At 59.6% G+C, this 26,066-nt stretch carries 26 protein-coding genes and 2 pseudogenes; 14 read left to right on the plus strand and 14 right to left on the minus strand.

Annotated elements, in window-relative coordinates; genetic code table 11:
- Positions 1–211: 211 nt before the first annotated feature.
- From MXAZACID_RS00005 to MXAZACID_RS00030, 6 genes and pseudogenes are all read left to right on the plus strand, one after another.
- Positions 212–721, plus strand: coding sequence for a transposase (locus MXAZACID_RS00005; RefSeq protein WP_039884618.1), 510 nt, complete (start codon positions 212–214; stop codon positions 719–721).
- On the plus strand, positions 718–1,065 hold the full coding sequence (tnpB, locus tag MXAZACID_RS00010; protein ID WP_008491906.1) for an IS66 family insertion sequence element accessory protein TnpB: 348 nt from the start codon (positions 718–720) through the stop codon (positions 1,063–1,065). The genes MXAZACID_RS00005 and tnpB overlap by 4 nt, the downstream gene beginning before the upstream one ends.
- Before the next feature lie 141 nt (positions 1,066–1,206).
- Entirely contained in the window at positions 1,207–2,712 is a 1,506-nt protein-coding gene (locus MXAZACID_RS00015; RefSeq protein WP_371137068.1) for an IS66 family transposase, read from the plus strand.
- Positions 2,664–3,026, plus strand: a complete 363-nt coding sequence (locus MXAZACID_RS00020) for a hypothetical protein (RefSeq protein WP_008491909.1) — start codon at positions 2,664–2,666, stop codon at positions 3,024–3,026. Before MXAZACID_RS00015 ends, MXAZACID_RS00020 begins: the two co-directional genes overlap by 49 nt.
- A gap of 70 nt (positions 3,027–3,096) precedes the next feature.
- Positions 3,097–3,975 (plus strand): annotated as a pseudogene (locus tag MXAZACID_RS00025) (IS5 family transposase).
- Between the two features lie 550 nt (positions 3,976–4,525).
- Positions 4,526–4,933, plus strand: a complete 408-nt coding sequence (locus tag MXAZACID_RS00030; RefSeq protein ID WP_008491912.1) for an IS630 family transposase — start codon at positions 4,526–4,528, stop codon at positions 4,931–4,933.
- Between the two features lie 58 nt (positions 4,934–4,991).
- Here the strand turns inward: MXAZACID_RS00030 and poxB are convergent, their stop codons facing one another.
- From poxB to MXAZACID_RS00070, 8 genes are all read right to left on the minus strand, one after another.
- The gene (gene poxB / locus MXAZACID_RS00035; RefSeq protein ID WP_008491913.1) at positions 4,992–6,713 is read right to left on the minus strand and encodes a ubiquinone-dependent pyruvate dehydrogenase; all 1,722 of its coding nucleotides are present in this window, start codon (positions 6,711–6,713) and stop codon (positions 4,992–4,994) included.
- 660 nt (positions 6,714–7,373) lie between these two features.
- Positions 7,374–8,243, minus strand: coding sequence for an AraC family transcriptional regulator (locus tag MXAZACID_RS00040; protein ID WP_205619704.1), 870 nt, complete (start codon positions 8,241–8,243; stop codon positions 7,374–7,376).
- A gap of 335 nt (positions 8,244–8,578) precedes the next feature.
- Entirely contained in the window at positions 8,579–9,877 is a 1,299-nt protein-coding gene (locus MXAZACID_RS00045; RefSeq protein WP_008491916.1) for an alginate export family protein, read from the minus strand.
- 123 nt (positions 9,878–10,000) lie between these two features.
- Positions 10,001–10,891 (minus strand): VOC family protein, encoded by an 891-nt coding sequence (locus tag MXAZACID_RS00050; RefSeq protein WP_008491917.1) that lies wholly within the window; start codon positions 10,889–10,891, stop codon positions 10,001–10,003.
- 30 nt (positions 10,892–10,921) lie between these two features.
- Complete coding sequence (locus MXAZACID_RS00055; protein ID WP_008491918.1) at positions 10,922–11,353, minus strand: DoxX family protein; 432 nt, start codon at positions 11,351–11,353, stop codon at positions 10,922–10,924.
- Positions 11,354–11,357: 4 nt separating this feature from the next.
- Complete coding sequence (locus tag MXAZACID_RS00060; protein WP_008491919.1) at positions 11,358–11,882, minus strand: SDR family NAD(P)-dependent oxidoreductase; 525 nt, start codon at positions 11,880–11,882, stop codon at positions 11,358–11,360.
- A 98-nt stretch (positions 11,883–11,980) separates the two neighbouring features.
- Positions 11,981–12,883: a LysR family transcriptional regulator gene (locus MXAZACID_RS18070; protein ID WP_039884620.1), complete on the minus strand. Its 903-nt coding sequence runs from the start codon at positions 12,881–12,883 to the stop codon at positions 11,981–11,983.
- 458 nt (positions 12,884–13,341) lie between these two features.
- Complete coding sequence (locus MXAZACID_RS00070) at positions 13,342–14,136, minus strand: SDR family oxidoreductase (RefSeq protein WP_240376481.1); 795 nt, start codon at positions 14,134–14,136, stop codon at positions 13,342–13,344.
- 50 nt (positions 14,137–14,186) lie between these two features.
- Here MXAZACID_RS00070 and MXAZACID_RS00075 point away from each other — a divergent pair, with 50 nt between their 5' ends.
- Positions 14,187–15,101 carry an AraC family transcriptional regulator gene (locus MXAZACID_RS00075; protein WP_039884621.1) on the plus strand — a complete coding sequence of 305 codons (915 nt, stop codon included), beginning with the start codon at positions 14,187–14,189 and terminating at the stop codon, positions 15,099–15,101.
- A gap of 201 nt (positions 15,102–15,302) precedes the next feature.
- Here the strand turns inward: MXAZACID_RS00075 and MXAZACID_RS00080 are convergent, their stop codons facing one another.
- Entirely contained in the window at positions 15,303–15,830 is a 528-nt protein-coding gene (locus tag MXAZACID_RS00080; RefSeq protein WP_144052582.1) for a hypothetical protein, read from the minus strand.
- Between MXAZACID_RS00080 and MXAZACID_RS19930 the strand changes: the two are divergent.
- Positions 15,769–16,460, plus strand: a pseudogene (locus MXAZACID_RS19930) (transposase); the annotation flags it as partial. The gene MXAZACID_RS00080 and the pseudogene MXAZACID_RS19930 overlap by 62 nt on opposite strands.
- 209 nt (positions 16,461–16,669) lie before the next feature.
- Positions 16,670–17,965 carry a bifunctional diguanylate cyclase/phosphodiesterase gene (locus tag MXAZACID_RS00090; RefSeq protein ID WP_008491928.1) on the plus strand — a complete coding sequence of 432 codons (1,296 nt, stop codon included), beginning with the start codon at positions 16,670–16,672 and terminating at the stop codon, positions 17,963–17,965.
- A gap of 235 nt (positions 17,966–18,200) precedes the next feature.
- Here MXAZACID_RS00090 and MXAZACID_RS00095 read toward each other — a convergent pair whose 3' ends face one another.
- A complete protein-coding gene (locus MXAZACID_RS00095) occupies positions 18,201–18,746 on the minus strand; it encodes a carboxymuconolactone decarboxylase family protein (protein ID WP_008491929.1) in 546 nt (181 codons plus the stop codon).
- Positions 18,747–18,861: 115 nt separating this feature from the next.
- On the opposite strand from MXAZACID_RS00095, the gene MXAZACID_RS00100 reads away from it, so the two are divergent.
- Both MXAZACID_RS00100 and MXAZACID_RS00105 read left to right on the plus strand, forming a co-directional pair.
- Positions 18,862–19,785, plus strand: coding sequence for a LysR family transcriptional regulator (locus tag MXAZACID_RS00100; RefSeq protein WP_039884799.1), 924 nt, complete (start codon positions 18,862–18,864; stop codon positions 19,783–19,785).
- Positions 19,782–21,242, plus strand: coding sequence for a YdiU family protein (locus tag MXAZACID_RS00105; RefSeq protein WP_008491931.1), 1,461 nt, complete (start codon positions 19,782–19,784; stop codon positions 21,240–21,242). Before MXAZACID_RS00100 ends, MXAZACID_RS00105 begins: the two co-directional genes overlap by 4 nt.
- A gap of 303 nt (positions 21,243–21,545) precedes the next feature.
- Here MXAZACID_RS00105 and MXAZACID_RS00110 read toward each other — a convergent pair whose 3' ends face one another.
- Together MXAZACID_RS00110 and MXAZACID_RS00115 are read right to left on the minus strand one after the other, a co-directional pair.
- Positions 21,546–22,277: an SDR family NAD(P)-dependent oxidoreductase gene (locus MXAZACID_RS00110; RefSeq protein ID WP_039884622.1), complete on the minus strand. Its 732-nt coding sequence runs from the start codon at positions 22,275–22,277 to the stop codon at positions 21,546–21,548.
- A gap of 109 nt (positions 22,278–22,386) precedes the next feature.
- On the minus strand, positions 22,387–23,298 hold the full coding sequence (locus MXAZACID_RS00115; RefSeq protein WP_008491933.1) for a LysR family transcriptional regulator: 912 nt from the start codon (positions 23,296–23,298) through the stop codon (positions 22,387–22,389).
- A gap of 67 nt (positions 23,299–23,365) precedes the next feature.
- On the opposite strand from MXAZACID_RS00115, the gene MXAZACID_RS00120 reads away from it, so the two are divergent.
- Positions 23,366–23,809, plus strand: a complete 444-nt coding sequence (locus MXAZACID_RS00120; protein WP_008491934.1) for a D-isomer specific 2-hydroxyacid dehydrogenase — start codon at positions 23,366–23,368, stop codon at positions 23,807–23,809.
- 70 nt (positions 23,810–23,879) lie between these two features.
- Here MXAZACID_RS00120 and MXAZACID_RS00125 read toward each other — a convergent pair whose 3' ends face one another.
- Positions 23,880–24,950 carry a transposase gene (locus MXAZACID_RS00125; protein ID WP_205619705.1) on the minus strand — a complete coding sequence of 357 codons (1,071 nt, stop codon included), beginning with the start codon at positions 24,948–24,950 and terminating at the stop codon, positions 23,880–23,882.
- Between MXAZACID_RS00125 and MXAZACID_RS00130 the strand changes: the two genes are divergently transcribed.
- Positions 24,910–25,266, plus strand: coding sequence for a hypothetical protein (locus MXAZACID_RS00130; RefSeq protein ID WP_327796164.1), 357 nt, complete (start codon positions 24,910–24,912; stop codon positions 25,264–25,266). The two genes, MXAZACID_RS00125 and MXAZACID_RS00130, sit on opposite strands and share 41 nt — an antisense overlap.
- Positions 25,267–25,279: 13 nt before the next feature.
- Entirely contained in the window at positions 25,280–25,582 is a 303-nt protein-coding gene (locus tag MXAZACID_RS00135; RefSeq protein WP_008491938.1) for a hypothetical protein, read from the plus strand.
- 111 nt (positions 25,583–25,693) lie between these two features.
- On the opposite strand, the gene MXAZACID_RS00140 is transcribed toward MXAZACID_RS00135, so the two are convergent.
- Positions 25,694–26,041: a RidA family protein gene (locus MXAZACID_RS00140; RefSeq protein ID WP_039884623.1), complete on the minus strand. Its 348-nt coding sequence runs from the start codon at positions 26,039–26,041 to the stop codon at positions 25,694–25,696.
- Positions 26,042–26,066 lie beyond the last annotated feature (25 nt).

Consider the following 26,066-nt stretch of genomic DNA (forward strand, 5'->3'; position numbering starts at 1 on the left):
GCTAGAGTCTCTTTCTGACGATCTGAATCGTTTTGGGATTCCGGCGCGGGCGAAAATCTGATTCAGGCTTGATGCTGGATTGGAGGTCAGCATGAGATGGGTCGGCATTATTCGAATGATTTGAGGGAGCGGGTAGCGGCGGCTGTTTTGTCTGGCCGTTCCTGCCGAGAGTAAGCGCTGTGTCCCTGGCCCCCTGTGAATTTTTATTGGGATGGCGGATTTTGGCGTCAAGGATGATGCCGAGATTTTAAGAAGTGCTCGTACGAGCGCTCATACGAGTGCTCCGCCGCAGCGGGTTGAGGTTATCACGCGTGGTGCGCGGCGGAGCTGGCGGCCTGACGAGAAGCGTGAGATTGTTTTGGCTAGCTTGACGCCTGGAGTTTTGCCTTCAGCGATCTGCCGGCAGCACGACATCGGTAGCGGGCAATTGAGTGTATGGCGTCAGCAATTCCGGGAAGGCAGGCTTGGCGATCCTCTGCCGCCGGCTCTGAATTTTGCTCAGGCGGTGGTTGCGCCGTCACAAGCGTTGGCAGCCCCGGGCGAGCTTCCGGCGATGCCCGACCAGGCTGCCACGTCATCGCGCCGGCAAAAGCCGCGCGGCGCGGCGAAGGACTGCGAACTGATTGAGATTGCGCTGCCAAACGGCATGGTCGTGCGGGTGGGTTCGGATGTTGATCAGGCGGCATTGGGGCGCGTGTTGGCGGCGTTGAAGAGCGCATGATCGCGCCGGGTTCTGGGGTTCGCGTCTACCTTGCCTGCGGGCCGACCGACATGAGAAAGGGCATGGACGGGTTGGCGATGCTGGTGCAGCGCGGCTTTGCCGAGGACCCTTTTGGAGGTGCGGTGTTTGCGTTCCGCGGCCGGCGCGCCGGGCTGGTGAAACTGCTGTGGCATGACGGTGTCGGGCTATGCCTTTTGAGCAAGCGGCTGGAGCGCGGCGGGTTTGCCTGGCCACAGACAGGTGCGGCTTTGGTTGCCCTCTCGCCGGGTCAGCTGGCGACATTGCTTGAGGGTTGCGAGTGGCGCGCACCGGTGCGCAGTCTGCGCCCGGAGCTGGCCGGTTAAACAGCCACCTCCACAAGATTGATTGACACGACACCAGGGTTTTTGCCAGACTCAGCCGTGGCCATCGACCTTGAAAATCTGCCCGACGATGCTGGCACATTGCGCGAATTGGTCACCAATGCCGCGCTTGAGAATGCCGGATTGCGCGCCGAGATCGACAAGCTTCACATCATGATCAAGGGCTTGCAGCGGCACCGGTTCGGCAAGCGTTCCGAGCAGCTGGATGCTGCGCAGATGCAGCTGGTCATGGAGGATCTTGAGCAGACCATGGGGGCTGGTGCCGCGGCGGGCGAAGCCCGGGCTGAAGCTGAGATGCAAACCGGGCAGAAGTCCAGCACCAAGCCTGTGCGCCGTCAGCGCAATCTCGGCCAACTGCCGGCTGAGCTGCCGCGCTACGAGGTGGTGATCGATCTTGCGGACACGAGCTGTCCCTGCTGCCGGGGTGAGTTGCAGCGCGTTGGCGAAAGCCGCGCCGAGATGCTGGATATTCTGCCGGCGCAATTGCGGGTGAAGGTCATCTGCCGGCCGCGCTATATCTGCCAGGCGTGCGATACGCCGATTGTTCAGGCCCCGGCACCGCCACGCCCCATCGATGGCGGCATGGCGACCGAGGCGCTGATCTCCCATGTTCTGGTCAGTAAATTTGCCGACCACCTGCCGCTCTACCGCCAGGCGCAGATTTTTGAACGCCAGGGCATCACGCTCGATCGCTCGACCCTTGGCGATTGGATCGGCCGGGCCTGTTGGTGGTTGCGCCCGGTTTATGATCGTCTGGTGGGCCACATCATGGCGGCGGAGAAGATTTTTGCCGATGACACCGGTTTGCCGGTGCTCGACCCCGGTCGGGGGCGGACCAAGACGGGCCGGTTCTGGTGCTACGCCGTCGATGACCGGCCATGGTGCGGCCCGGCGCCGCCGGCGGCGGCCTATGTCTATGCCGAGGACCGCAAAGGAATGCGACCCACCGCGCATCTCGCCAACTTCCGCGGCATTGTGCAGGTTGATGGTTATGCCGGGTTCGGGCAGGTGGTGAAGGCGCGTGCCGATGCTTCGGTCAAACTGGCCTTTTGCTGGGTCCATGCGCGGCGCGGTTTTTTTGAAGTGCATGCCTCGACCAAATCGCCGATTGCGGCGGAAGCTCTGGCGCGGATCGCGGCACTGTATGAGATCGAGGCTGAAATCCGCAACCAGCCGGCCACGCATCGCCAGGCCGTGCGGCAGGCGCGTTCACGGCCGCTTGTCGAGGCGCTGCACGACTGGCTGGACCAGCAACTGCCGCGCATCTCGAAAGCAACGAAACTTGCCGAAGCCATCCGCTACGCCTTGCGCCACTGGGAAGGGCTGATCCGGTTCCTCGACGATGGCAGGCTGGAACTCGACACCAATACGGTCGAGCGCGAAATCCGTCCGATTACCCTCGGGCGCAAGAACGCCTTGTTCGCGGGCAATGATTCCGGGGCTGAGCACTGGGCCATTTGCGCGAGCCTGATCGCCTCGGCCAAGCTGAATGGCCTCAATCCGTTCGCCTATCTGACCGACGTGCTGGAGCGCATCGTTGCAGGCCGGACGAAGATCACCGAGATCGAGGCTCTGTTGCCATGGAACTGGCGCCCCACCGGCATGGCCGAATTACCGGCAGCGGCGTGATCGACAACCCGATCCAGATGCAGCGTCTGCTGGCGCGACTGCAAGGCACACTGCCCTTGCCCGCCCGCGTTACGCCGGAACTCGCCGCAATGCTGAAAACGCAAAACATCACCGCCGACGCCAGCGCAACGGCCACCATCACCGCCGCCAATTATGCCGGAGATGAAGGCGGCATTATGTGCCGCCTGGAAATCCCGGCTAACGAGAAGGCCGTCCACGTCTCCATTACCCACCTGCGCTTCGACCCGAGGTTGCCGCTCGCCCGGGAAATCACAGCCTACCAAAAACACCGCGTAAAGCACCTCAGAATCTGAACGAAAATGATAGTTGAGCGATTTCAGTTAGTTGTGATTCTGTTGGTTTGCAACAACTGACGGAATCACGATGACTTGGACTGAAACCGCTCGACGGCGATACTGCCGGGCCGGCTTGCGCTATGCAAGCAATCTCACTGATGCCGAATGGGCTTTGATCGTGCCGTTCATGCCAGCACCGGCGCGGTTGGGGCGGCCGCGCTCTGTCTCGCTGCGCGTGATTGTTGAAGCGATTCTCTACATTCTATCCACTGGCTGCCAATGGCGGCAACTGCCCAGGGAATTCGCGCCCTTCACGACGGTGCAAGCATATTTTTACCGTTTCAGCCGTGATGGCACTCTGGTACGCATCAACCAGGCGCTGGTCGCGCAGGCGCGGGAGCTGGCCGGACGCACGGCATCGCCAACCGCGGGCGTGATCGACAGCCAATCAGTGAAAACGACCGAGGCGGGCGGGCCGCGGGGGTTCGATGCGGGTAAGAAGATCAAGGGGCGCAAACGGCATATCGTCACCGATACGCTCGGGAACCTCGTCGGGCTTGTTATCCACCCCGCCAATGTTCAAGATCGCGATGGTGCGCCCGGCGTGCTCAAATCCATTCGCAAGAAATATCCTTTGCTGAGGCATGTTTTCGCCGATGGCGGCTATGCCGGACCTAAACTGCAAGGACGCCTCGAAAAGATCGGGAAATGGACCATCCAAATCGTAAAACGCTCCGACACAGCAGAAGGATTTGAACTCCTGCCCCGCCGTTGGGCGGAAGCAGCAAAGGTTCCGCCGGCGTAAGCCGGTGGAAGGCTGCTGGAGGGTGTCGAGAGAACTTTCGCCTGGCTCGGCCGGTGCCGCCGCCTCGCCAAAGATTTCGAAGCTACAATCGCCAGTGCTACCGCATGGCTCCTGCTCGCCCATATTCGCCTGCTCACAAGAAAAATCACACGAAAAGGTTAGGCGCACTACCATTCAGAGTCAGGTTCTCAGGCGCCATGCTTCATAAGCCCAGTCGAAATTCACAGGCTGACACAGCGCTTACTGCCGAGAGGTAGCGGCGTTGTTTTCTGTGAGCGTTGCGAGCGCTGTGAAGTGGTCGCAACGGCTGCGGCAGACGGGCAGTGCGGCGGCCAAACCGCAAGGCCGTCAGCAGGCTCGCGCTCTGGCGCCGCATCAGGCTTGGATTCTTAGCCGACTTGAGGAGGAGAAGGATTTGACGATGCGGGCCTTGGCGATTGAGCTTGGTGCCCGCGGCATTGTCACCAGCGAGGTCTCGGTCTGGCGCCTGGTGCGTGACGCCAGGCTCAGCTTCAAAAAAAACGCTGTTCGCCGCCGAGCAGGATCGCCCCGACGTGGCCCGCAAGCACCGGTTTTGGAAGACGTATCAGGGCAGGCTTGCACCTGAGCGGCTGGTTTTTCTGGATGAGACCTGGGCCAAGACAAATATGACCCGGACACGTGGCTGGTCGCCGCGTGGCAAAGCACTGCGAGCCCAAGTTCCGCATGGCCATTGGAAAACCTCACCTTTCTGGCGGCTCTGCGGTCAGACCGGATCGATGCGCCATTCGTCCTGGACGGCCCCATCAACGGCAAAAGCTTTGCCGCGTACATCAAGCAGATGCTGGTGCCGACATTGTCGCCAGGCGACATCGTCATCATGGACAATCTCGGCAGCCATAAAAGCCCTGCCGTAGGCAAGGCTATTCGTGAGGCAGGCGCCAAGCTCCTGTTCCTGCCGCCCTACAGCCCAGACCTCAATCCCATCGAGCAGGTCTTCGCCAAACTCAAAACCCTGCTCCGTAAGGCCGCCGAACGCACCGTTGAAGCAACCTGGAAACGCATCGGCAGGTTGCTCAACGAGTTCAAACCCCAGGAATGCGCAAACTACCTCAGAAACTCAGGGTACGCGTCAAATTAGATGAAAGAGACTCTAGCCGACTATAGCCTTCTGAGATAGCTTCAAATCTTCTGACGTTTTAACGGAACAGATTGACTTTGGTCAGATCCACCACTTGGCTGGCACGCCCGTCCATCACGGCCTTCAGCAGGAACAGGCCGAAGCCCTTCACATCCTTCGCGGTGGTTTTAGGCGGCATCACCAGCTCTTGCCGGGCGGAGACCACATCCAGCAGCGCCGGGCCGGGATGGGCCAGCACCTCCCGCACCCCGGCCTCCAGATCATGCGGTGTTTCCACCCGCACGCCCTTAACCCCCATCGCCCGGGCCATGGCGGCGAAATCCGGGTTCTGCAGGTCCGTGCCGGTGTCCAGAAAGCCATTGGCCTTCATCTCCAGCTCCACGAAGCCGAGCGTGCCGTTATTCAGCACGATCACCTTCACCGGCAGCTTCAACTGCGAGAGGGTAATAAAATCCCCCAACATCATCGCAAACCCGCCATCGCCCGAGAGAGAAACCACCTGCCGCCCGGGAAACGCCGCCTGCGCGCCGATGGCCTGGAGCAGCGCATTGGCCATGGAGCCGTGGTTGAAGGAACCCAGCAGCCGCCGCCCGCCGCCCAGCTTCAAATAGCGCGCCGCCCAGACGGTGGGGGTGCCGACATCGCAGGTGAAAATAGCATCGGGCGCCGCCAGCTCGCTGACCAGCCGGTTGAGCTGCTGGGGATGTACATGCTTGCCGGCGGGGGTGATGCTGGCAAGTTCGTCCAGCTCCGCCCGGGCGGCATGGTAGTCAGCCACCGCCACACGCAGAAAACGCTCATCCTTCTGCTGCGCCAGGCGCGGCAGAAGGGCCTTCAGCGTCTCCTTCACATCGCCCACCAACCCCTTGGTAAGGGAGCAGCGATTACCCAGCGCCTCCGGCCGGATGTCGATCTGCACCACCTTCGCCGCTTCCGGGTAGAATTGCCGGTAGGGAAAGCCCGTGCCCAGCATCACCAGCGTGTCGCAGCTTTTCAGCGCCTTATAGCCGGAGGCGAAGCCGATGAAGCCGGTCATGCCAACGTCGTAGGGATTATCGTACTCCACATGCTCTTTGCCGCGCAGCGCGTGCACAATCGGCGCCTGCAGCTTCGCGGCCAGGGCGATCACCTCGTCATGGGCGCCCTCACACCCCGCGCCGCAGAGAATGGCGGTGCGGCTGGCGCCGTTCAGCAGCGCGGCGGTTTCGTCCAAAGCCGTGTCGGACGGGCGAACCACCGGCGGCTCCGGCAGCAGGAATGAAGGCACCTGGGCCTTCAGCTCCTCCAGCGCCACGTCGCCGGGGATGATCACCACCGCCACCCCCTTGCGGGTAAAGGCAGTGCGGATGGCGCGTTCCAGAATCTGCGGCAGCTGACGGGGGTTGGAGACCAGCTCGCAATAATGGCTGCATTCCTTGAACAGAATTTCCGGGTGCGTGGCCTGGAAATAATCGATCCCGATCTCGGTGCTGGGAATATGCGCGGCAATGGCCAGCACCGGCGCCTGCGAACGGTGCGCGTCAAACAGCCCGTTGATGAGATGCAGATTGCCCGGCCCGCAACTGCCCGCGCACACCGCCAGCTGGCCGGTGAGCTGCGCCTCTGCTCCGGCGGCGAAGGCCGCCCCTTCCTCATGGCGCATATGTTTCCATTCGATGCGCCCCTGTTCGCGCAGCGAATCGGTAAAGCCGTTCAGGGAATCCCCCACCACGCCATAAACCCGCCGCACCCCCGCCGCTGCCAGGGTTGCCGCCATATAAGAAGCCGCGCTTGCCTGCATGTTGTGTCTCCCGATGATGCGTTCACTTTACCCAGTCTCAAGTCTGACTAGCCGAATTCCACTATCCTACTAACCTACTCGCATCATTCAAGGCTAGTTTCCCGATTGGGCCAGGCTTTGCCGGTATATCCTCATTGTCCATGCATACCCGATCACGACCATCAGTGTCGTATTATCCTATCGACATATCAAACGATAACTCTTGGAAGAAAAGGATAGAACTTGGTGAAAGGACACTTAACATGTTGGTTCGAGATTGACGGCATCCTAAACCATTCAGCAAAATATTATCAATCCCGAATATGCCGCATGATCGAGCTATCTCAAGCGCTCTGACACAAAAAATCTAGCAAGATATAAATACTCCTGCCTCTGGTCAATGCAATTCGCCAAACCGTCTGAGACCTGTTTATTTTTGTTGTGATATTGCAATCAGACCGCGCGGCCGCAGCCACGTGACTATCCCGCCCATCTTTGACAAAGATGGCGCTTAATTTATTAATTTTCAAAACAAAAAAATTTAATGTTAGCCAACATTAATGAAATAACCAAAGAAAATTTCTAGCTGTTCTAGAAATAATTATAATTATATAGGTGGTTCAAACGATTCAATATCTCATAAATAGATTGGACAACAGAGAGCTTTCAATTGATTCAGGCTCATGCATCGCGCCGCCAGCGGCCAGGCGGCATGCCGAAGGCTCTAGAAAATACGCGAGTGAAATGGCTTTGGTCGGTGAAGCCGCAATCAACTGAAATTTCCGCTAAGGAGAGTGCGGTTTCATGTAGGAGCGCGCGGGCTTTTTCGAGGCGTCTCCAGGTCAGCCATTGATACGGGGAATGCCCGGTGGAGGCGCGAAAGGATCGGTTGAAATGACCGGCGGAGACGCCGCAAGCCTTGGCGATCTCGGCAACTGAGAGGTTGCCGTTCAGATTGTTGCGGAGCATTTCCTTCGCCAAGGATTCCTGGCGTTTGGACAAGAAGCTCGCGCGCACGCCGGAAGATTGCGGTTCCAAAGTATAGCGCTGGAAGAGATGCGCGGCGATGGTAAGGCAGAGCTGGTCCAGTACCAGGGGGCTGTATTCCGCAGGACGTTCGAACATCGGCAGCATCGCACGCAGCAAATTGCCGATTACCGGGTCGCTGCTGGCCTGCACATCATTCAGGCGACCCGTGGTTTTCAGATCAAAGTCGGCCCGCAACTGCTGAAAAGCGGCGCTGGGGAGTTCCATAAGAACGAAATCAAAATCTCCCGTGATATCGGCTTTGTAACAATCTTCAAAGTCGCGGATATAGATCGCGTCTTTATTAAAATGGTGAAGATTTGATTGGCCCTTTTGGAAAATTTTCCGCTCATGGCCAGATGTCATCGAGGCGCCGATGAGATAACCCCGGTCCGCAGGCGGCGTTTCTATCTGGCCGAGGCGGATGCTGGTGCTGACCTTGTGGTAAAAGCGCACATATTGGCTATCGAGGCTCTGATCGCAGATCAGCTTTCTTAGATTACAGCCCAGGCTGTCACGCTTCATCGGGACCAGGGCAGGGAGAGGGGCGGCTTGGTCCTGTTTCATTCACGCCATACCGCTTTGCGCCGCCACGGAAGATGTGCGGACAGGGTGAGGACGGTGCGGGCAGAAATCAGTTGCAAAGGCAAGCGGGAATACGCCATGCCCTTTCTCTGCCGGGAGAGATCTGGCTTGTAAAGTTTTATCTCTGAGACATATTCCTATTGGCGGGAGGGAGCGGCTAAACAACTGTACCTCAAAAATTATTTGAAGCTATATTCGGCGCGGAGGGTAGCAAACGCCAAATTAAATCAGTGTACTAAATAGATGCGGGCGTGCCGGCAGAGCCAGCCCGCCGCTCAGAGGCCGTAGGAGATCTGCACCCCGACATAATCGCCATTATGCCCGCCGGCGCGGCGGATGACGTTGCTAACCTGAAAATGTACGGCTTCAATGGCGAAGGCGGTTGAGTGGGAGATGGCCCAGTCCAGCCGTATTTGGCCGTATGTACCAGTATACGCGCCAGGTTGCCCGGCCGTGCCGGCCACGGCGATGTTGGGCTGGGTATAGACGGCATCCGCCGTGGTCTGCCGCCATTGCGGTGCGATGGCCAGCATCAGCTTGAGCGTGCGGGTGGGGTGCAGGGTGATGGAGGGCTTGATCTGCACGAAATTCACATAGCCCGAATAGCCCGCCAGGGTGAGGTAGGCGCCGTTGGGGAACATGGGGTTGAAGGTGCGCAGAGTGTGGCTGTGCGGATTGGAATTGCCGGAAGCGGCGTCGATCTGCAGGCCGAGCCGGGGCTTTAAGGGCGCCTGCTGAAAACTATAGCCAATGACCGCGCCAACGGCCCAGGCAAAGACGCTGTCAGGTCCGACCTGGCCGATTTGGATCATGGTTTCGGCATCCCAATCGACCGGGCCGGAGCTGCCGGACATATGGACGTCGAAATTTTCCCGCCGCTCATTGCCGGAGACGGAGAGATAATGGGCTCCTGCTTGGGTGTAATGGGTGTAATAGGCGGCCAGGCTGTTGGTGGCGCTAAGTTGGCGCTCCACACGGAAGCCGTAGAGGGTGAGGCGGGTTGAGCTGTAATCGTCGAACACCTCCTGATCCCGGTCTTGCACGGGGCGGCTGTAGAAGCTGATGAGGCGCCAGGGGCCGGTTTCGTAATCCGCCCAGGCCGCATCGTAGGATTGCCGGATATTGGGCCCGTCGCGCACGGAGATGAAGCGCTGCAGATCGAACGCAAATTGCTGGCGGCCCAGGCGCAGGCGCAAGAGCCCGCCGGCCACGGGCTCGGTCAGGGCGGCGAAGGCTTGCTCGACATCGAGCTGGTTCTTATCCACCGGCGTCAGGCGCGTTTTGCCGGGCGCGAAATCGCTTTGCAGCTGTACGAACACCTGTAGCTGGCGGGCTATGTGCAGATCGCCATGCAACTCTGTGCGGCTCAGTAGGTAATTTTGTGCCGGGTAATTCTTCACGCCGAAATTCACGGCGTTGTTGCTCTCGAACCGCTCGCGGATATTCAGACCGAAGGAGAGGTAGGTATTAGGGTCTTGTGGCGCGAGCGGGATATATTTCAGCCCGTCGAGCGGGGCGGGAGGGATGCGCTTATCCGCCAGAGCCGACCAATCCTCCTGCCAGCGGTTAAACATGATCGCAGGCCGAGCGGGCGTGGCCGGCTGGGCCTGTGTTTGAGCGTGAGCCGTTCCGCCGCAGCAGGCCGCCAGCACCAGCAGGCCACTCGTTAAAAGATCTTGACGCGCCATGAGAGACCGTTACTGGCCGAGAAGCTGATGGATTTCGGCGATATAGCCGCCGGGGAACCGCAGCATTGCGCTCTCCCGGCCGCCGGCGGTGACGGGCGGCACCAGCAGCTTCACCCCTGCCGCCTGCGCCTTGGCAAGTGTGGCGTGCAGGTCTTTTACCTCATAACCGGTCATTTCCCGCCCATACGGGTAGGGCAGATGCCCGTCCGTCACATAAACGGCGATGCGGCCGAAGCCGGATTCGATGCGCACCAACCGGAAATGCCCTCCAGGCTCGCCGATCTCTTCGCCTGGAGCGTTGAGATTGTCCGAGACGATTTTGCCGTGGGAGAAGGCGGTGAAGCTGTGTACGAATTCGTCCGCCTTGTCGGGCGAGACATCGACGCGGTTTTCCGGCACGGTTTGTAGCGCGCCGTAATGCGGGGCCCTCACATGCCAGTAGAGTTGCATATTCACCCCGCCCGGCCATTGAATGACAGCATCCCGGCCGATGGGGTCGGGGAAAATGGAGACGGTGACGGCAGCCCCATTCTGGCGGGCGGATTCCACGGCTGCATCCATATCCGTCACCAGATAGCCTGTGCGTTCATCGCCGAACGGGTAGGGAATGGGGGTTTTGAAGCCGAAAACCGAGATTGTGCCGACCGGCGTCAACACGAGCTGGGAGATGGTCCGGCTCGGCGTAGGCGTGACCTGAAACACGCCCTGGTGCGAGGTGTGACCCCCGAACGTGGCGACGACGCTGGCGACGAATCGGTCGAAATCCTGCGGCGGCACGTAGACATGGGTGGTGTCATATTGCGGGCCGACGGAGAGGTCCGTTGCCTGAGCAAAGGCAGACCCCGCCGGCAGGGCCAACGCCAGGGCGGCGGCCAGGGACAAGGCGTGAAACTGACGCATTCTAAGGTTCCTTGAGTTTTGGGCCGGGCTTCAAGCCCGGAGGCTGGCGCGGGAGAGGTACGGTGCCATTGTGACCAGCACGAGGCCCGCGATGAGCCCGAGATGTTCGAAGAACGTGTTGAGGGCCATGATTTGCGCGGCCCCTTGCAGGGCCCAGAAACGGTCGGCGGTTAGCATGGCGACGAAGGTCAGGCAGCCAAGCCCGCCCGCCCCCAGCCAGACCGTCCGGTAGGCCAGCACGAGCGCCGAGCCGCCCAGCTCAACGATGATGGCCATGACGGCCCAGAGCCAGGCCGGATGCAGACCAAAATGCGCCTGCTCCTGCACCGCGCCCGGGAAATTCAGCAGCTTGGTCACGCCGCCAAGCAGATAGGCTGAGACCAGCGCCAGCCGTGCGACGGGCCAGAGCAGCGGGGCGGCGAGGATGGATTGGATGAACCGCGGCGTGAGCGAGGCGGGCATGGGGTTACACAGCCCAGCAGGCGCAACCCAGTGCGCCCCAGAAGGATTTGAGATCCCCTACCGGCAGGCTGGCTCCCCACGCGGGGGCGTGATTATGGCCGTGCACGCCGCAGGAGTTGGCGCAGCCGCAGAGGCTCATGCTGGTGCGGGAGAGCTGGCTGGCGGGTCTTTCGCCCCAGGCAGCTCGGATATTGACCGCAAATATCCGGTCCCAGTCCTCTAGCGTCATCTCCATAACCAGCTTGTTGATGATAATGCCGGCATTATTGATAAGGATATCCAGCTTTCCGAACTGGCCGATGGCTAGTTCAACGGCCTGTTGCGCAGCTGTTTCTTCCGTCACGTCGGCAATAAGCGGCACGATCCCGTCCCGGGCAAGTTCGTTAACCTTCTCGTCACGATCCTCGGCGATGACGCGGGCGCCACGAGCGTGCAGCAGTTCCACCGTGGCCCGGCCAATGCCACTGGCGGCGCCGGTAACGATCGCAACCTTGCCGGTAAATTCAGAAATGTTGAAGGTCTGTTCCATCAAAAGCTCCTTTGATTTGCAAAGGGCTATTTAAAGTGCCTGCATCATCAGGTTAATACTGAACCTTCCGAATGGGTTGTACGGAAAAGAGGGTATAATCAGCGAGGCTTTACGCTCTCCCGTACAGCGGCGATGAAGGCGGTGGCCGCCGCGGAGCGATGGCGCTGGGGCAGATAATAAAGCATAAATCCAGGGAAGCCGGCGGCGTAATCGGTCAGCAGCGCCACGAGGCGACCATCATTCAGATAGGGTTGAATTTCGCTCTCAACCCAGAAAGCAATGCCCGCCCCGGCGGCTACGGCGTCGATCGTTGCCCGCTGATCGTTGATTACCAACGGGCCGGATACAGGCACGGAAAACCAGCTTCCACGCTCATAGAACTCCCAGCTATACAATGTGGCGTGTCCTGGCCAACGGAAACAAATGCAGAGATGCTCGCGAAGATCCCTTGGATGTTGCGGAACCCCATGCTTTGCAAGATAGCCAGGCGCTGCAACGGCTATTTGCCGCAGTTCAGAGTGCAGAGGAAAGGCGATGACATCCCGTTCGACCAATTCTCCCAGCCGTATCGCAGCATCGAATCCACTTGAGGCAATATCAATTGCAGCATCGTCAATTTGGATATCCAAAGTGATTTTTGGAAAGCGCTTAGCAAAGCCGGCCAGAAACGGGCGTAGAAACAAGTCATAACCCAGCCGTTGCGCATGCACACGAACGTGCCCAGCCGCTTCGCCGCTCGCAGCCCTGGCCTCAGCGATTGCCGCTTCGATCTCCGCCGAGGCCTCGCTGAATCTGGAGGAAAGCCGGGCGCCAGCCGGGGTTGAGCTGACACTGCGCGTGGTTCTGTTAAGTAACTGTGTGCCGAGCTTTTGCTCGAGGCGGCGGATTGTTTCGCTGAGGGCGGAGCGGGACACCCGCAATTCCCGTGCCGCTCCAACAAAGCTGCCATTATCAATGATGCAGCGTAGCGCCCTGAGGTCCGCGTAATTTCCATTGGTCATACGCTAAGGTCTTAAACGAAGTTTCATCAGTCAATAGGCGTTCATTTGTCTTTAGCTAAAACATTTATAATTCGATGAGAAAAGCAAGGGATTCCCGAGATACGAAAGAAAAATGCGTGAATGTCTCCGTTGCGCTGAAAGATCTGATACCGCAAATTGTAATATAAATACCTCCCGGTGGTGCTCTCCAAAGATATTGAAGCTGAACTCGTCGAATTTAGAGAAATTTGAACGTACTATGTTTGTACATCATTTGAAGCCTCGGTCGGAAAACACATGTTTTCCGACCGAGGCGCATGCAATTCCGCAGTCGTCAGACGGCCTTATGCCGGAGACTAGCCAATCTCAAGGAGCGTGTGGTTGTCTAGCGATTTGACCCGCGATGACACTGGTTCCTGTCTAAGGCCGGCGGTACGGCGAGACGGCGCTATTGTGGCTCGTCAGATTTGCTCAGAACATTAGACTTGTTTTGACCATGTGACGGCGTCAGCCCCGGCCGGAAGGCGCGTTGGGACGGCATCATCCGTGGCGGCTCGCCAGATCGCCTCCGCGACGTCCAAAGGTCGGGTAAATTCCTCATGCGCGCCCATCAGGCCCGCAATGACGGCCTGGCCCAGCGGGGCGTAGGGTTCTGGAAACTCCAGCGCACCTGGGCTGAGGGCGCGGGCATTCTCGCCGAAGCGGGTCTCTGGAGCAAGGCCAGGGAGAACGAGTTTCACCTTGATGTTGAAAGGCTCAAGCTCCAGCGCAAAGGACTCGGTAAAAGCGTTCACTGCCGCCTTGCTGGCCGTATAGACCGAGAGCAGCGGCAGCGGGCGTAAAGTCACGGTCGAGGTGACGTTGATGATGGTGCCGGACTTGCGCGCCCGGAATTGCGGCAAAACAGCTTGAATCATCGCCATGGTGCCGAAGGTGTTGGTCTCGAAGATACGTCGGATGATATCGATCGGCGTGCCTTCGAGTGCGTTCAGCCAACCGATACCTGCATTGTTCACGAGCACGTCGATATCGCCAGCATCGGCGATGGCCTGCGCGATGCTGCTCTGGTCTGCCACATCGAGCTTCAACAGTTGCAGGTTGGAGGTAGGGGGAATAACGTTGTCATCCGGGGTGCGCATGGTGGCGATGACCCGCCAGCCACGTTCGAGAAAATATTTCGCGGTCTCCAGGCCAAAGCCCGAAGAGCAACCGGTGATGAGGATGGATTTCATGATGTGTCCTGCGGTGAGTACCGAAAGAAGATAGATCGGCATGCCAGGACGGTATATAATAAGAAGTCCGTATTTCATTTGAATGAGTCCAGATGACTGATCCTCTCGCTGAAATCGTCGCGTTGCTCCGGCCCCGGATGAAGTTTTCCAAAGTGGCCAGCGGCGCAGGGCCGTGGCGGCTGCGTAAAGAGGGGGATGGCCATCTTTTCTATGGTGCCGTGGTGGAAGGGAGTTGCCGGCTGCAAGTGGAAGGGCGCGAGGCGTTGACACTGGGCGTGAATGATTTCGTGCTGATTCCCGCCGCGGTGGATTGCATCATGATGAGCCTGCATCCTGAGGCGGAAGAGACGCCCTTCTCTGAGCCGGTACGTTTGCCGTCCGGTGAGTTCAGGTTGGGAGATCTGGATGGGCCGGTCAATGTACGGAATTTGATCGGGCATTGTGAATTTTCTTCGCCGGATGCGGCGCTGCTGGTCTCGCTCCTGCCGGAATTGATGCATGTTCGGGGCCAATCAAACCTGGCAACGCTTGTGGCGCTGGTCGGGGAGGAGGATCGTGCAAATAAGCCGGGGCAGCAGGTCGTGTTGGCGCATCTGCTGGAGGTGGTGCTGATCGAAGCCTTGAGATCAGCCGCCGAAATTGGGGCGTCACCCGGGCTGCTGCGCGGCCTGGCGGATGAAAGGCTGGCAGTCGCGATCAGGCGAATGCACGAAGCGCCAGAACGGGCTTGGAGTGCAGCGGATCTAGCAAAGGAAGCCGCTTTGTCCCGCTCGGCGTTTTTCGAGCGTTTTAGCCGCGAGGTGGGGCTGGCGCCGATGGAATATTTGCTGACCTGGCGGATGGCGTTGGCAAAAACTCTGTTACGAAATGGCGGCAGGGTGGCGGCGGTCGCGGCACAGGTGGGCTATCAGTCAGCCAGTTCCTTCAGTGTGGCTTTTTCGCAGCGCGAGGGTGTGTCTCCTGCGCGTTATGCGCGAGAGGCTGCGCAAAGGGCGTCCTTGTCATAGGCCTGTGCGAGTTTCCGCGACCCGCGGCACATGAAACAACTCGGCCTGCAGATGAGCCGGCCGCACAAAATCGCGATCTGATGATGTGCATGCAGAAGCTTGTCTTTTTAGTTTAGTTTGAAGTTGTTTCGGGAGGTCGGGTGCTTGCCGGCGGGATATGTAAGCCGACCTCCCGCGCGATTTGCCTACGAAACCGGCAGCTTAGGCGTTCAGCGCTTCGTGGACCGTTTGCGCCACAGGCGTTGTCGGCCGACCGATCAGGCGGCTGAGCGCGCCGCTCTCATCGAAGAGCGCACCATTGGCTGCTTTTGCATCTGCATCGGCCAGGAGGTCAGCGAGATCATCCGGCAAGCCTGCTGCGATAAGAGCGGTTTTGAAATCGATCTCGGTCATGTCCGCATAATCAATTGTTTTGCCAACTTGCCTCGATATTTCTGCGGCAAGAACCGATAAGGTCCAGGCGGTATCACCGGCCAACTCAAAGCTGGCCGGCGCCTCGCTCATTGTCAGTGCCACTGCTGCGGCCGCCGCATAATCTGCGCGCGCGGCCAATGAAATTTTACCGTCGGCGGCCGCACCTATCGTCTTTTTAATTTGGACAGCCGACTTTGCGGCTTCAATCACGGCTTGGTGATGCCGCATGCGGCCCCAGTTGAGGTTTGACGAAATCAGCAGAAGTCTGTTAACGCCCGCGAAGGCACGTGAACTGGTCGTGACGTTTACCGACAAAAACAGCTGTTTTGTCTCCGAGGCATCCGCCTATCGCCTGCTCAAGGCGCATGATCTGATTGCCTCGCCGGCCTTCGTCATCGTTAACGCGGCTATGAATTCAAAGTCAAAACCGCTGTCTCCAACGAAGTTTGGCAGACAGACCTTACATATTTGAAACTCATCGGCTCGGGGTGGATGTATCTCTCAACCATCCTCGACGATTATTCACGTTTCGTTATTGCCTGGAAGCTGTGTACCACCATGCAGGCCGAGCATGTTACCGATATGTTGAACCTCGCTCTCGAAGCCTCGGGCTGTGCTCCAGCCAAGGTCCAGCACAAGCCGCGCCTGCTCTCCGATAACGGGCCGTGTGATATCGCAGGCGACCTTGCCAAATGGCTGTGACGGCGAAATATCGAACATATCCAAGCTGCACCTAGCCACCCACAAACTCAAGGCAAAATTGAATGCCGGCATCAGACCTTGAAAAATCGCATCCTGCTCGAAAGCGATTACCTGCCCGACGACCTCGAACGCCAGATCGGCGCCTTCATCGAGCGTTACAATAACCGCAGATACCGTGAGAGCCTGAGCAATGTCTCGCCGGCCGACGTCTGTCATGGACGGGCAGCGGAAATCAATACGCAGATCCTGTCTCGGTGCTCATCCCTGGCGCCTTGTCACGCACGAATGTAAGAGCGTCAGGGGATGCCATTGGTCGAGACGTCGCCATCGTGACCGGCGCATGTTCCGGGAGGACCGATCCGGAGGCCTGTTTTTGGCATGTTGTACGTGCACGTAATTTAATGTTAAAAGCATTAATCGTTATGAAAGGTAATGCTCACAAACGACGAGTGATGGCCAATTTACTTGGCTCTGGCCTGATAACCATCTTGGTTGGCCTTGGCTGGAGTGCGGCTTTCATTCATTTTGACCGGCCGGTCCTGGCGGCGCTGAATGCTGACCTGGTCGTCTTCGGAATCACACTGGTCTGGTTTGCCTATCAGGGACGATTGGCTGCGGCGGCTTCGCTCGCGGGGCATCTTTTGCCCTTTTTCATCGCCGTTGCCTGCCTCTTCGACACTGTGCCGGTTGGCGTGTACCGCGCCACACATTTACATTTTCTCGCGGTTGCCCTCGGCGGCTATTTTGTATTCCGCGACGGCAGCGTCTACATGAAATATGTCATGCCGGCATGCTGCCTGATTGGATTTGTTGTCTTTTCTAATACCTCGATCAGCTTTCACGACCCGAAATTGGTCATTCCCGCCAGTGCCGCGGAGATCGGCGCCTGGACCAATACGTTGATTGCGATGGGTGAGCTGATTTTCATTGTTGTCATCATGAACGCGGATCTTTCGGTACGTCGCACGATGGACGTCGAAATGCGCAAAGCCATCGCGAATGGTGATTTCCAGCTTCACTATCAGCCTCAGATCAACGAGGCGGGAAGGGTGGTTGGTGCCGAAGTTCTCATCCGTTGGCGGCACGCCAAGATGGGCAATGTGCCGCCGGTAAAATTCATCCCGCTTGCCGAGGAAACAGGCCTCATCGTTCCCATCGGAAACTGGGTTCTGCGTTCTGCTTGTGCCCAGCTTGCGCAGTGGGAAGCCCAGCAGCACACGCAGCATCTGACCATGGCGGTCAATGTCAGCGCCTCGCAATTCCGCCAGCCCGATTTCGTCCAGACTGTATCGGAAATTATCCGCCTCAGCGGCGTCACCCCTTCGAAACTCAAGCTGGAACTCACGGAAAGCATGTTCATCGACAATGTCGATGCAACGGTTGCCAAGATGATCGCATTGAAGGCGATCGGCATTAGCTGGTCGCTGGATGATTTTGGCACGGGCTATTCGTCCTTGAGCGTTCTCAACCGCTTTCCACTCGGCCAGATCAAGATCGACAAATCCTTCGTCCGGGACATGCTCACCAACGCGCGGAACATGGTCGTCACCCAAGCCATCATCGAACTTGCCGGCAAGCTGAACCTGCAGGTGATCGCAGAGGGGGTTGAAACGCGCGAGCAGCTCAATCGCCTACGCGAGGTCGGCTGCCTGAATTATCAAGGTTATTTCTTCAGTCCGCCGCTTGACATCGATGCGTTCGGCACGTTCCTGTCGCTCGCGCCGTCCAAAAGCAAGACATTTTCGTGATATTTTCAGGGGGTTTCCGCCTCGGCTTATTCCGTGCCTTGCCGCCGTGACCTTTGCTATTGTGAAGCCGGTAGAAAATCAGATGTTTAGATTGACGCGTCAGGGTCAAGAAAAAACGCGAAATTGCTCGCGAATACAAAAGTTAGAGCCTCGCGCTAAAAGCTTGAGGCTCTAATCGATTGCGGACAAATCCGGAGCCCCTTGCATTTACATTGACGCGCGGGCCGCTGAGAGGTTACGCGGCTTCGGCCGCCAACACGAGCGGAAAGTCGATCTCAGTGCCTACCGCGATGTTGAGCAGGTTGGTGAAAATATTCTCGGCCACCACGGCAATGATTTCCACGACCTGGGCATCGCTGAAGCCGGCTGCCTTGAGCGTCTGCACATCGGCATCGCTCACCTTGCCGCGTCGCTCGTTAATTTTGAGGGCAAAGTTGAGGGTGGCATCGGCCCGAGGCTCGGCCGAACGACCTTTGCGCGCCAAGGCGATTTCACCGGCATCGATCTTGGCGAGGTTCAGAGCGATATAGCTGTGCGCTGAAAGGCAATAGTCACAATCATTGCTCTGCGCGATGGCAATGGCGATGCGCTCGCGGGTTTTAAGGTCGAGCGCCTTGCCCAAGGCGCCATTCAGGCCGAGCAGCCCCTGCAAGGCGGCAGGGCTCAGCGCCAGGACGCGAAAGCTGTTGGGGATGACGCCGAGTTGCTTCTGCACGGCCTCCAGCATGGTCTGGGAGGCGGCAGGGGCGGTTTCAAAGGTGGGAACGGTAATGCGGGACATGGGTTTCTCCTGGAGTGAACCGCCATTTGCGGTGTGAAGCGTGATGTAAACGCCGAATGCGGGCACGATAATCCGCCGCGTTGACAAAAGTTTATTGCTGTTTCAGCAATTATATATGGATAATCTCGAAGCCATGCGCATTTTCGCCGCCGTTGCCGCCCAGGGCAGCTTTACGGAGGCGGCGCGGCGCCTGCGGCTTTCACCCTCCGTGGTGACGCGATCCGTCGCGCAGATCGAGGCGCGGCTCGGAGTTATGCTGCTCAACCGCACGACCCGATCTGTGCAATTGACCGAACGCGGCCAGATCTATCTCGAGGATTGCAAACGCATCCTGGACGATTTCGAGATGGCGGAGCGGCGGGTCCGTGGCGAGGATGCGAACCCCCGCGGGACCTTGCGCGTCACCGCGCCGGTTCTGTTCGGACGCTTATACGTGTTGCCGATCGTGAATGCGCTATTGCACGAACATCCCGCGCTCTCGATCCATCTGACATTATCCGACCGGAATGTCAGCCTGTTTGAAGACGGTGTGGACGTTGCCGTTCGCGTCGGCGAGCTTGCCGATAGCAGCATGATCGCGGTCACGCTGGGCCTCGCCACCCCGGTCCTCGTCGCCAGTCCGGCCTATCTGCAAACGCGCCCCGCGCCGGCCTCACCGGCGGCGCTTTCAGCGCATGATATCATCCTGTTCGAAGGCATTGGCGCCACCAATGAATGGCCCTTCGGCGCCGATCGCAAAACAATGCGTGTGGAGCCTCGCCTCATCGTCAACGGTGCCGACGCGGCGATCGCGGCCGCGCAGGCCGGCGTTGGCATCGCACGAACGCTCTCCTACCAGGTCTCGGACGCCGTGCGGGCCGGGCACCTCACCCTCATTCTGCAAGAGTTCGCGCCGCCGCCGTTGCCGGTCAGTGTGGCCTACCAGGCGCGGCGCATTGCGTCTGCCAACGTCGCTGTTTTCGTCAAAGCCATACGGGCGTATTTCAAGGCGAATCCTCTTGTTCAAGTCCACGGCCCGCAGGAGGTTCCCCACCGATGACGCCGCACATTGCTTTCGATAATTCCTATGCGCGGCTGCCCGAAGGGTTTTTTGCCCCCGTTCTGCCAACCAAGGTCGCGGCCCCGCGCCTCATCAAGCTCAATCACGGGCTGGCGCGTGAGTTGGGGCTGGACCCTGAGCGCCTGGCCACGCCGGAGGGGGCGGAGATTTTCGCCGGTGTTCGCATCCCTCAAGGGGCCGCGCCCCTGGCCATGGCCTATGCCGGTCACCAGTTCGGCCAGTTCGTGCCGCGTTTGGGCGACGGGCGGGCGATCCTGCTGGGGGAGGTGCTTGACCAGAACGGCACAAGGCGTGACGTCCAGCTGAAAGGCGCGGGGCCCACGCCTTTCTCCCGGCGTGGCGATGGGCGCGCCGCGCTGGGCCCGGTGCTGCGCGAATATCTGGTGAGCGAGGCCATGGCGGCGCTCGGCGTCCCCACCACGCGCGCCCTCGCCGCCTTGGTCTCCGGCGAGACCGTGTGGCGCGACAGGGCGCTACCCGGCGCCATCCTCACCCGCGTCGCCGCGAGCCATATCCGCATCGGCACCTTCCAGTTCTTTGCCGCGCGCGGTGACGAGGCAAGTCTGCGCCGCCTGGCCGACTACGCCATCGCCCGGCATTATCCCGAGGCGGCGTCCGCTCCTGCGCCCTATCTCGCGCTGCTGGAGGGCGTCATTGCCCGCCAGGCCGCGCTGGTGGCGCAATGGCTGCTGGTCGGGTTCATCCATGGGGTGATGAATACCGACAATATGTCGATTTCCGGCGAAACCATCGATTACGGCCCCTGCGCCTTCATGGACGCCTATAATCCCGCCACGGTGTTCAGCTCCATCGATGCGGGCGGCCGCTATGCCTATGGCCGCCAGCCGGACATCGCGCTGTGGAATCTTTGCCGTCTGGCGGAATGTCTGCTGAAGATGATCAGCCCTGATGAGGAAACCGCTCTGGCCCTGGCCAGCGCGGCGTTGGAGCGCTTCCGCGAGATATTCGCCGCGGCGCATCTGGACGGGCTGCGGCGCAAGCTGGGGCTGGCCACGGCGCAAGAGGGCGATGCCGCGCTGGCGCAAGAGCTGCTCGATCTGATGGCGGCACACGGCGCCGATTTCACGCTCACCTTCCGGCGGCTATGCGACGCCGCCGTAAATCCCGAAGCAGATACGGCACTGTTCAGTGGCTTTGCCGGCTGGGCAGCGCGCTGGCGGGCACGGCTGGCGCAGGAGGATCTTGCCCCGCAGGCCCGCCGTGCCGCGATGCGCCGCGCCAACCCGGCCTTCATCCCGCGCAATCATCGCGTCGAGGCCGCGCTCGAACAGGCCGTTGAAAAGAACGATGTCTCCGGCTTTGAAACATTGCTCGCGATCCTGGCCGCCCCTTATGACGACCAAGCCGCCTTTGCCGCCTATGCCGAGCCGCCAGCGCCGGGCGAGGGCATCTATCGAACCTTTTGCGGCACGTAGGGTGTTTTTCATTTGATGAAAAACACGCTGGCTTTTTGTTCACGGGCAATTTCAATGACCTGATCTGAAGCGGACGGTGCCGATGGAAGCTGGCGGTTACTGATTTCGAACCCGTTGGGGAGTGTGTGAAACGCTCTCCGCAGGATGTGGCAGGCACCCTTTCTCCCGCAGCCCGCCCTTCCGCATTCGCCGTGCGCCTGTTTCCTGAGACTCAGCCAACATGCGGCCCGTCCCGAACGCCAGCGGAGCTTGAACGATACAAAGCCGGCTCAACCAAGGGCGCATCCAGTTCGGGTCTCGCATTCACATCGCGGAGTTTCCACCATCGACAGGCAGCATCGCGCCGGTGATGAAGCTGGCATCGTCGGATGCGAGAAACGCGATCGCCGCGGCGACATCGCGAGGGTGACCGAGGCGACCGAGGGGAATCGCCTCCGCCATATCGCGCAAGTGGGCCTCGCTGGAGGCTTCGCTGCGCAGCATCGCGGTGTCGGTGTCCCCGGGACAGACCGCGTTCACGCGTATCTTCTGGCGTGCATGGTCGATCGCCATGCTGCGGGTGAGCTGGACGATCGCGCCTTTGCTGGTGCCATAAGCCACGGCCTGCTTTGCGGCGACCAGGCCCCAATCCGAGGAAACATTGACGATCGCGCCTCCCCCCTGCCGCGCCATGAGGGGCACGGCGGCGCGGGAGAGGCGGAAAGCGGCGGTGACGTTAACCGCCAAGGTCAAGTCCCATTGCTCATCGCTGCAGGCCTGCGCATCGCCTTGGAACAGAATGCCGGCATTATTCACAACGACGTCCAGCCGGCCATGGCTCTGCTCGGCCCAGGCGATGAGTTTTGCCGGCGTTTCCGGGGTGGCGATATCCGCCGCCAGAAACTGGGCTCCGTATTCAGCAGCCAACGCGTTACCGGCGTCTGTGTTGCGTCCGGTCAGCAACAGGGTAGCGCCCCGTTCGGCGAATAGCTGCGCGGTTGCCTTCCCTATTCCCGCCGTGGCACCTGTGATCAAAACGACTTTTCCGGCAAACATTTTCGCTCCTTTCGGCCAATCCTGCATTTCCACCTCGGAGAAGATTTGCAGGCCATTGAATTCATGGTCGATGTTTGAAATGCTGACAACATTTCGTGTGGCTTTTCGCCTAGGTGCGTCCTTCCCCCTCCGCTTCGATGGCCGTCTTCAGTCTTCGGTTAAGCCGCATCAACGCAGGCGGGACGTAGCCTGCTTTGCGCGTGATGAACCCCAGGCTTCTATGCATTTTAATATCGGCACTGGTAATTTCGACCAGGGTTTTGCGCGCGTGGTCGCTCCGTAAAATCTGCCGTGGCACAAATCCGAGCAGGTCGGTTCCGTCTATGAAGGCGGCCACGAGTTGGGCCGACCCGATCTCGACTTGCACGCTTGGCGGGTCAAATCCACGGGCAATGAAAACATTGTCCAACCAGTCCCGGCTGGCGACGAAGCGGGAGGCCAGAACCCACTGGAATGCAGAAAGCTCGCTGATCGTCGCGGCTCGACGGCGATCAAGCGGGTGGCCTTTTCTTCCGACGACGACAACATCATCCTCCCCCCAGTTTTCCCGGGCTAGATTGGACTCATCTCTCGCCTGAACGGTGGTCACAATCCCGTCCAGATGATCATCGACAAGCTCTCGCCGCAGCGAATCGTTTAAGCCGATCTGCAATTTTAGCGTGGTCCGGCCGGCCTCGGCGCGATGCCAGTCGGCGATGATAGGCAAGAGGGTTTCGACGATTGAGGTGCCAAGTCCCAGCCTGACATGCCCTTTATTGCCCCCGGCCATTTCCGCAACGTCTCTGAGCGCGTCGGCCATCGCGGCGCGCATCCTCACCGCATGAGACAGCAGCGTCTGCCCCGCTGCGGTCAACACCAAACGCCGGCCGCGTCGTTCGAATAATGCACCTTCGACGCGATCTTCGAGACGACGGATGCATTTGCTCAGCGCCGGCTTTGTGCGCCCCACCTCGGCAGCGGCGCGGGTGAGGCTTTCCAGCCTTGCGATGGCCTCGAAATAGGCGAGGTCGCGAATATCCATAAGACCGTTTCGTGAAAGTTTGCTTTTGGTGAAAATTAGAAACTAGAGCTCAACCAATCCCTGCGCAATGGTGACCGCCGAAACGATCAAAAAGGTGGAAATGTCGGCAACGATCTTGGTTAGTGCGCCAACGCTAGCGGAAGCCGGGCAGGAGGTTCTCCGTGCCGAAGGGTGCCGGGTGATCTTCACCAGCAGGCAGGGCGGCACCGAGGAAATGCTCCAGCATCTGCGCCGCGAGGCCGTGGACGGGGTGATTTCCCGCACCTTGCCGTTCGACGCCCAGGCCTTCGCCGCGGCCGGATCGAGCCTCAAGCTGATTTCCCGCCATGGCGTTGGCTTTGATAATGTCGATATAGCGACCGCGACTGAACGTGGCGTCCCGGTCCTGATCGCACCGGCAGGTAACGGGCAGTCGATTGCTGAGCTGACAATGGCGCTGATGTTGGCGGCCGCCCGCCGGGTTGCGACCCAAAACGCCGGGATCCAGGCGGGCAATGTTGATTTCCGCTGAGATCTGACCCTGGAAGGCCGGATTTTTCCACCGAGAATTGGCTCTGACTCACATTTGCTGCTGGCGACGCTCATGCGCCGACTACGCGCGCCTGCAGCAGGTCAAGTTTCGCGCGCCCATACATCTGTCGCTTGATAAGTTTGAGGCGCGTGATCTGCCCCTCAGTCTGTCCGTTCGACCATGGCGAGACGATCGCGTTTCTGACAGCCGTATGGTCCTTTTCGGCGCCATTGGCGAATGACCCGATGAGGCTGCCTTTGGCAATCTCCAGCCATTCATCGAGCTTTGCCGCTGACTTTGAGCGGATCATGGATTGGAAGTCCCCAATCGCTTTGCGCGCCGCGACCAATTCAGGGACGCTTGCCTCGATAACCGCCACCAGAATCGTTTCAGATTTAGCAAGCTCGTCCCGTGCCGAGGTCATCAGGCGGGCAATGACCTTGGCGGAGGGCGTGCGTGCAAATCCACTTTGATTGGCCTTTTCAGCGAGGCGCCGGCGCTGTGCCCATTGCGAGACGACACCGCTCTGACCGGCAAAGCCTTCCGCGCGCATCTCACGCCAGAGCGCCAAAGCATTGCGGGCGCCGCTTTCCCATCTACTGTTCAACCACGGCAACCAGCTATCCAGAGAGCTTGGCTGGGTACGGAAAACGTCCAGTCGCTGTCCGCGCGAAACGTCGCGAACGAGCTTTCGGCTATGACCTGTTTGCCGGACAATTTGCCTGATGGAGGTCCCTATGTTCGCGAGTTTCAAGATCGCTTCGTTTGTTTCCTGCCGTCGTTGGTAGCCTTCGTATTGCAGCTTCTCGGCGTAGGTGAGAAGCTTGGGATCGATGTCGTTGCTGCCAACCGACTGCCTGATCTGCCGCATGGACTTGGCTACGGCGTCCAGAAACGCTCGGCTCGAATTCTCCATGAGATGCCAACGATCGGCAACCTGCCGGGCTTCAGGCAGCCCTTTTGCAATCGCCTCGCCATATCCGCCGCCCCGGTCACGGGCAACAATCGATATCGACGGGCGTTTGGCGAGCCAGGCTCGAGATGTCTCCAGCGCCCTGTCCGACCGCAAGGGGAATCGGCGCGGATGGTGCGCGATCACTTTGTGTGGTTTCGGCTTCGCTTTCGGGGTCGCGGCTTTCATTCCCCACTACAAATGGATATCGTTCGCGTTGATTGTGATAACGGGTCTGCTTTCGAAAGCTCTTTCCGGCCCGTACTGGTCGATTCCGGGTCTGATTTTCCCGCCTGGTGTGGCCGGCGGCGCGCGCGGGATCATCAACGGGCTCGGAAATCTTGGCGGCTTTATCGGTCCCCTGCTCGTAGGCTGGCTTACCACGCTGACCGGAACGACCAGTGCTGGCATCTATGCGTTAGCGGCGATCTTGGTCTTTGGCGGCCTGCTCTGCAGGTTGCTGCCGGACGCGACGGCCAGCGATGTCAGCCGAAAGACGAGCTAATCAGCAAGATCATGTGCTGATAGAGAACCGTAAAGGCCTGGTGGGGGAACGTACCCTCAGCCCCGCCACCGGCACCGCCGAGCGCGCGGTCACGCTGACCATGCTGGACCGCCGCAAAGGCAACAGGCGCATCACGCCGGGGGCCGATAAAGCCTACGATGTTGGCGATTTCATCGGTGAACTGCGCGCCTGCAGGGTGATCCCGCATATCGCTGTCAACGGCACGGTCTATAAAACAGGCACACCGCACAAAAGCGCCATTGACGGCCGCACCACGCGCCATCCAGGCTACGAGATCAGCCAACAGCCCGCCTGATCCTCGGAACAGAACAAAACCAAGCCTCAGGCTGACCAGCGCCAACAAACCACGGGCTTAAACAGAGAAAAGGACGCTATCCCCTGGCGTTTTGCAGCGGCCTGTTAGATGTTATTTGGTGGCGACACAGGTCACTTCGATCAGCGTCTCCGGCGTGCCGAGATTGGCCACCCCGACGGTGGCGCGAGCCGGCAGCGCATCGCCGAAAAACCCTGTCCATACCGCGTCCATTTCCGTCTTCAGCCCGAGATCGGTGGCGAAGATCGTGGCTGATAGCACCTTGCTCTTATCGCTGCCGCATTCCGTCAGCATCGCCTCCATGCGCGCCAGGATCTGTTGAGTCTGCCCGGCCATGCCGACAGTACGGTCCTCTGCCACCATGCCGCCGAAATAGAGCGTTTCGCCATGGGTGACGACCCGGTGCATGATGGGCGAGCGGATTTGGCGTTCAATCGTCATAATGATCTCCTGTTTGAACGTTAGC

It is taken from the genome of Acidocella sp. MX-AZ02 (genome assembly GCF_000306035.1).
Taxonomy (GTDB): Bacteria; Pseudomonadota; Alphaproteobacteria; order Acetobacterales; family Acetobacteraceae; genus Acidocella; species Acidocella facilis.

Coding starts and splice junctions, on each gene's coding strand:
- MXAZACID_RS00020 (WP_008491909.1), top strand. CDS start 2,664: ATGGAACTGGCGCCCCACCGGCATGGCCGAATTACCGGCAGCGGCGTG.
- MXAZACID_RS18070 (WP_039884620.1), bottom strand. CDS start 12,883: ATGACCAATGGAAATTACGCGGACCTCAGGGCGCTACGCTGCATCATT.
- MXAZACID_RS00005 (WP_039884618.1), top strand. CDS start 212: ATGGCGGATTTTGGCGTCAAGGATGATGCCGAGATTTTAAGAAGTGCT.
- poxB (WP_008491913.1), bottom strand. CDS start 6,713: ATGCAGGCAAGCGCGGCTTCTTATATGGCGGCAACCCTGGCAGCGGCG.
- MXAZACID_RS00100 (WP_039884799.1), top strand. CDS start 18,862: ATGGATAATCTCGAAGCCATGCGCATTTTCGCCGCCGTTGCCGCCCAG.
- MXAZACID_RS00070 (WP_240376481.1), bottom strand. CDS start 14,136: ATGCCGATCTATCTTCTTTCGGTACTCACCGCAGGACACATCATGAAA.
- MXAZACID_RS00090 (WP_008491928.1), top strand. CDS start 16,670: ATGGCCAATTTACTTGGCTCTGGCCTGATAACCATCTTGGTTGGCCTT.
- MXAZACID_RS00095 (WP_008491929.1), bottom strand. CDS start 18,746: ATGTCCCGCATTACCGTTCCCACCTTTGAAACCGCCCCTGCCGCCTCC.
- MXAZACID_RS00040 (WP_205619704.1), bottom strand. CDS start 8,243: ATGAAGCGTGACAGCCTGGGCTGTAATCTAAGAAAGCTGATCTGCGAT.
- MXAZACID_RS00110 (WP_039884622.1), bottom strand. CDS start 22,277: ATGTTTGCCGGAAAAGTCGTTTTGATCACAGGTGCCACGGCGGGAATA.
- MXAZACID_RS00045 (WP_008491916.1), bottom strand. CDS start 9,877: ATGTTTAACCGCTGGCAGGAGGATTGGTCGGCTCTGGCGGATAAGCGC.
- MXAZACID_RS00055 (WP_008491918.1), bottom strand. CDS start 11,353: ATGCCCGCCTCGCTCACGCCGCGGTTCATCCAATCCATCCTCGCCGCC.
- MXAZACID_RS00050 (WP_008491917.1), bottom strand. CDS start 10,891: ATGCGTCAGTTTCACGCCTTGTCCCTGGCCGCCGCCCTGGCGTTGGCC.
- MXAZACID_RS00125 (WP_205619705.1), bottom strand. CDS start 24,950: ATGAAAGCCGCGACCCCGAAAGCGAAGCCGAAACCACACAAAGTGATC.
- MXAZACID_RS00120 (WP_008491934.1), top strand. CDS start 23,366: ATGGTGACCGCCGAAACGATCAAAAAGGTGGAAATGTCGGCAACGATC.
- MXAZACID_RS00105 (WP_008491931.1), top strand. CDS start 19,782: ATGACGCCGCACATTGCTTTCGATAATTCCTATGCGCGGCTGCCCGAA.
- tnpB (WP_008491906.1), top strand. CDS start 718: ATGATCGCGCCGGGTTCTGGGGTTCGCGTCTACCTTGCCTGCGGGCCG.
- MXAZACID_RS00115 (WP_008491933.1), bottom strand. CDS start 23,298: ATGGATATTCGCGACCTCGCCTATTTCGAGGCCATCGCAAGGCTGGAA.
- MXAZACID_RS00060 (WP_008491919.1), bottom strand. CDS start 11,882: ATGGAACAGACCTTCAACATTTCTGAATTTACCGGCAAGGTTGCGATC.
- MXAZACID_RS00075 (WP_039884621.1), top strand. CDS start 14,187: ATGACTGATCCTCTCGCTGAAATCGTCGCGTTGCTCCGGCCCCGGATG.
- MXAZACID_RS00140 (WP_039884623.1), bottom strand. CDS start 26,041: ATGACGATTGAACGCCAAATCCGCTCGCCCATCATGCACCGGGTCGTC.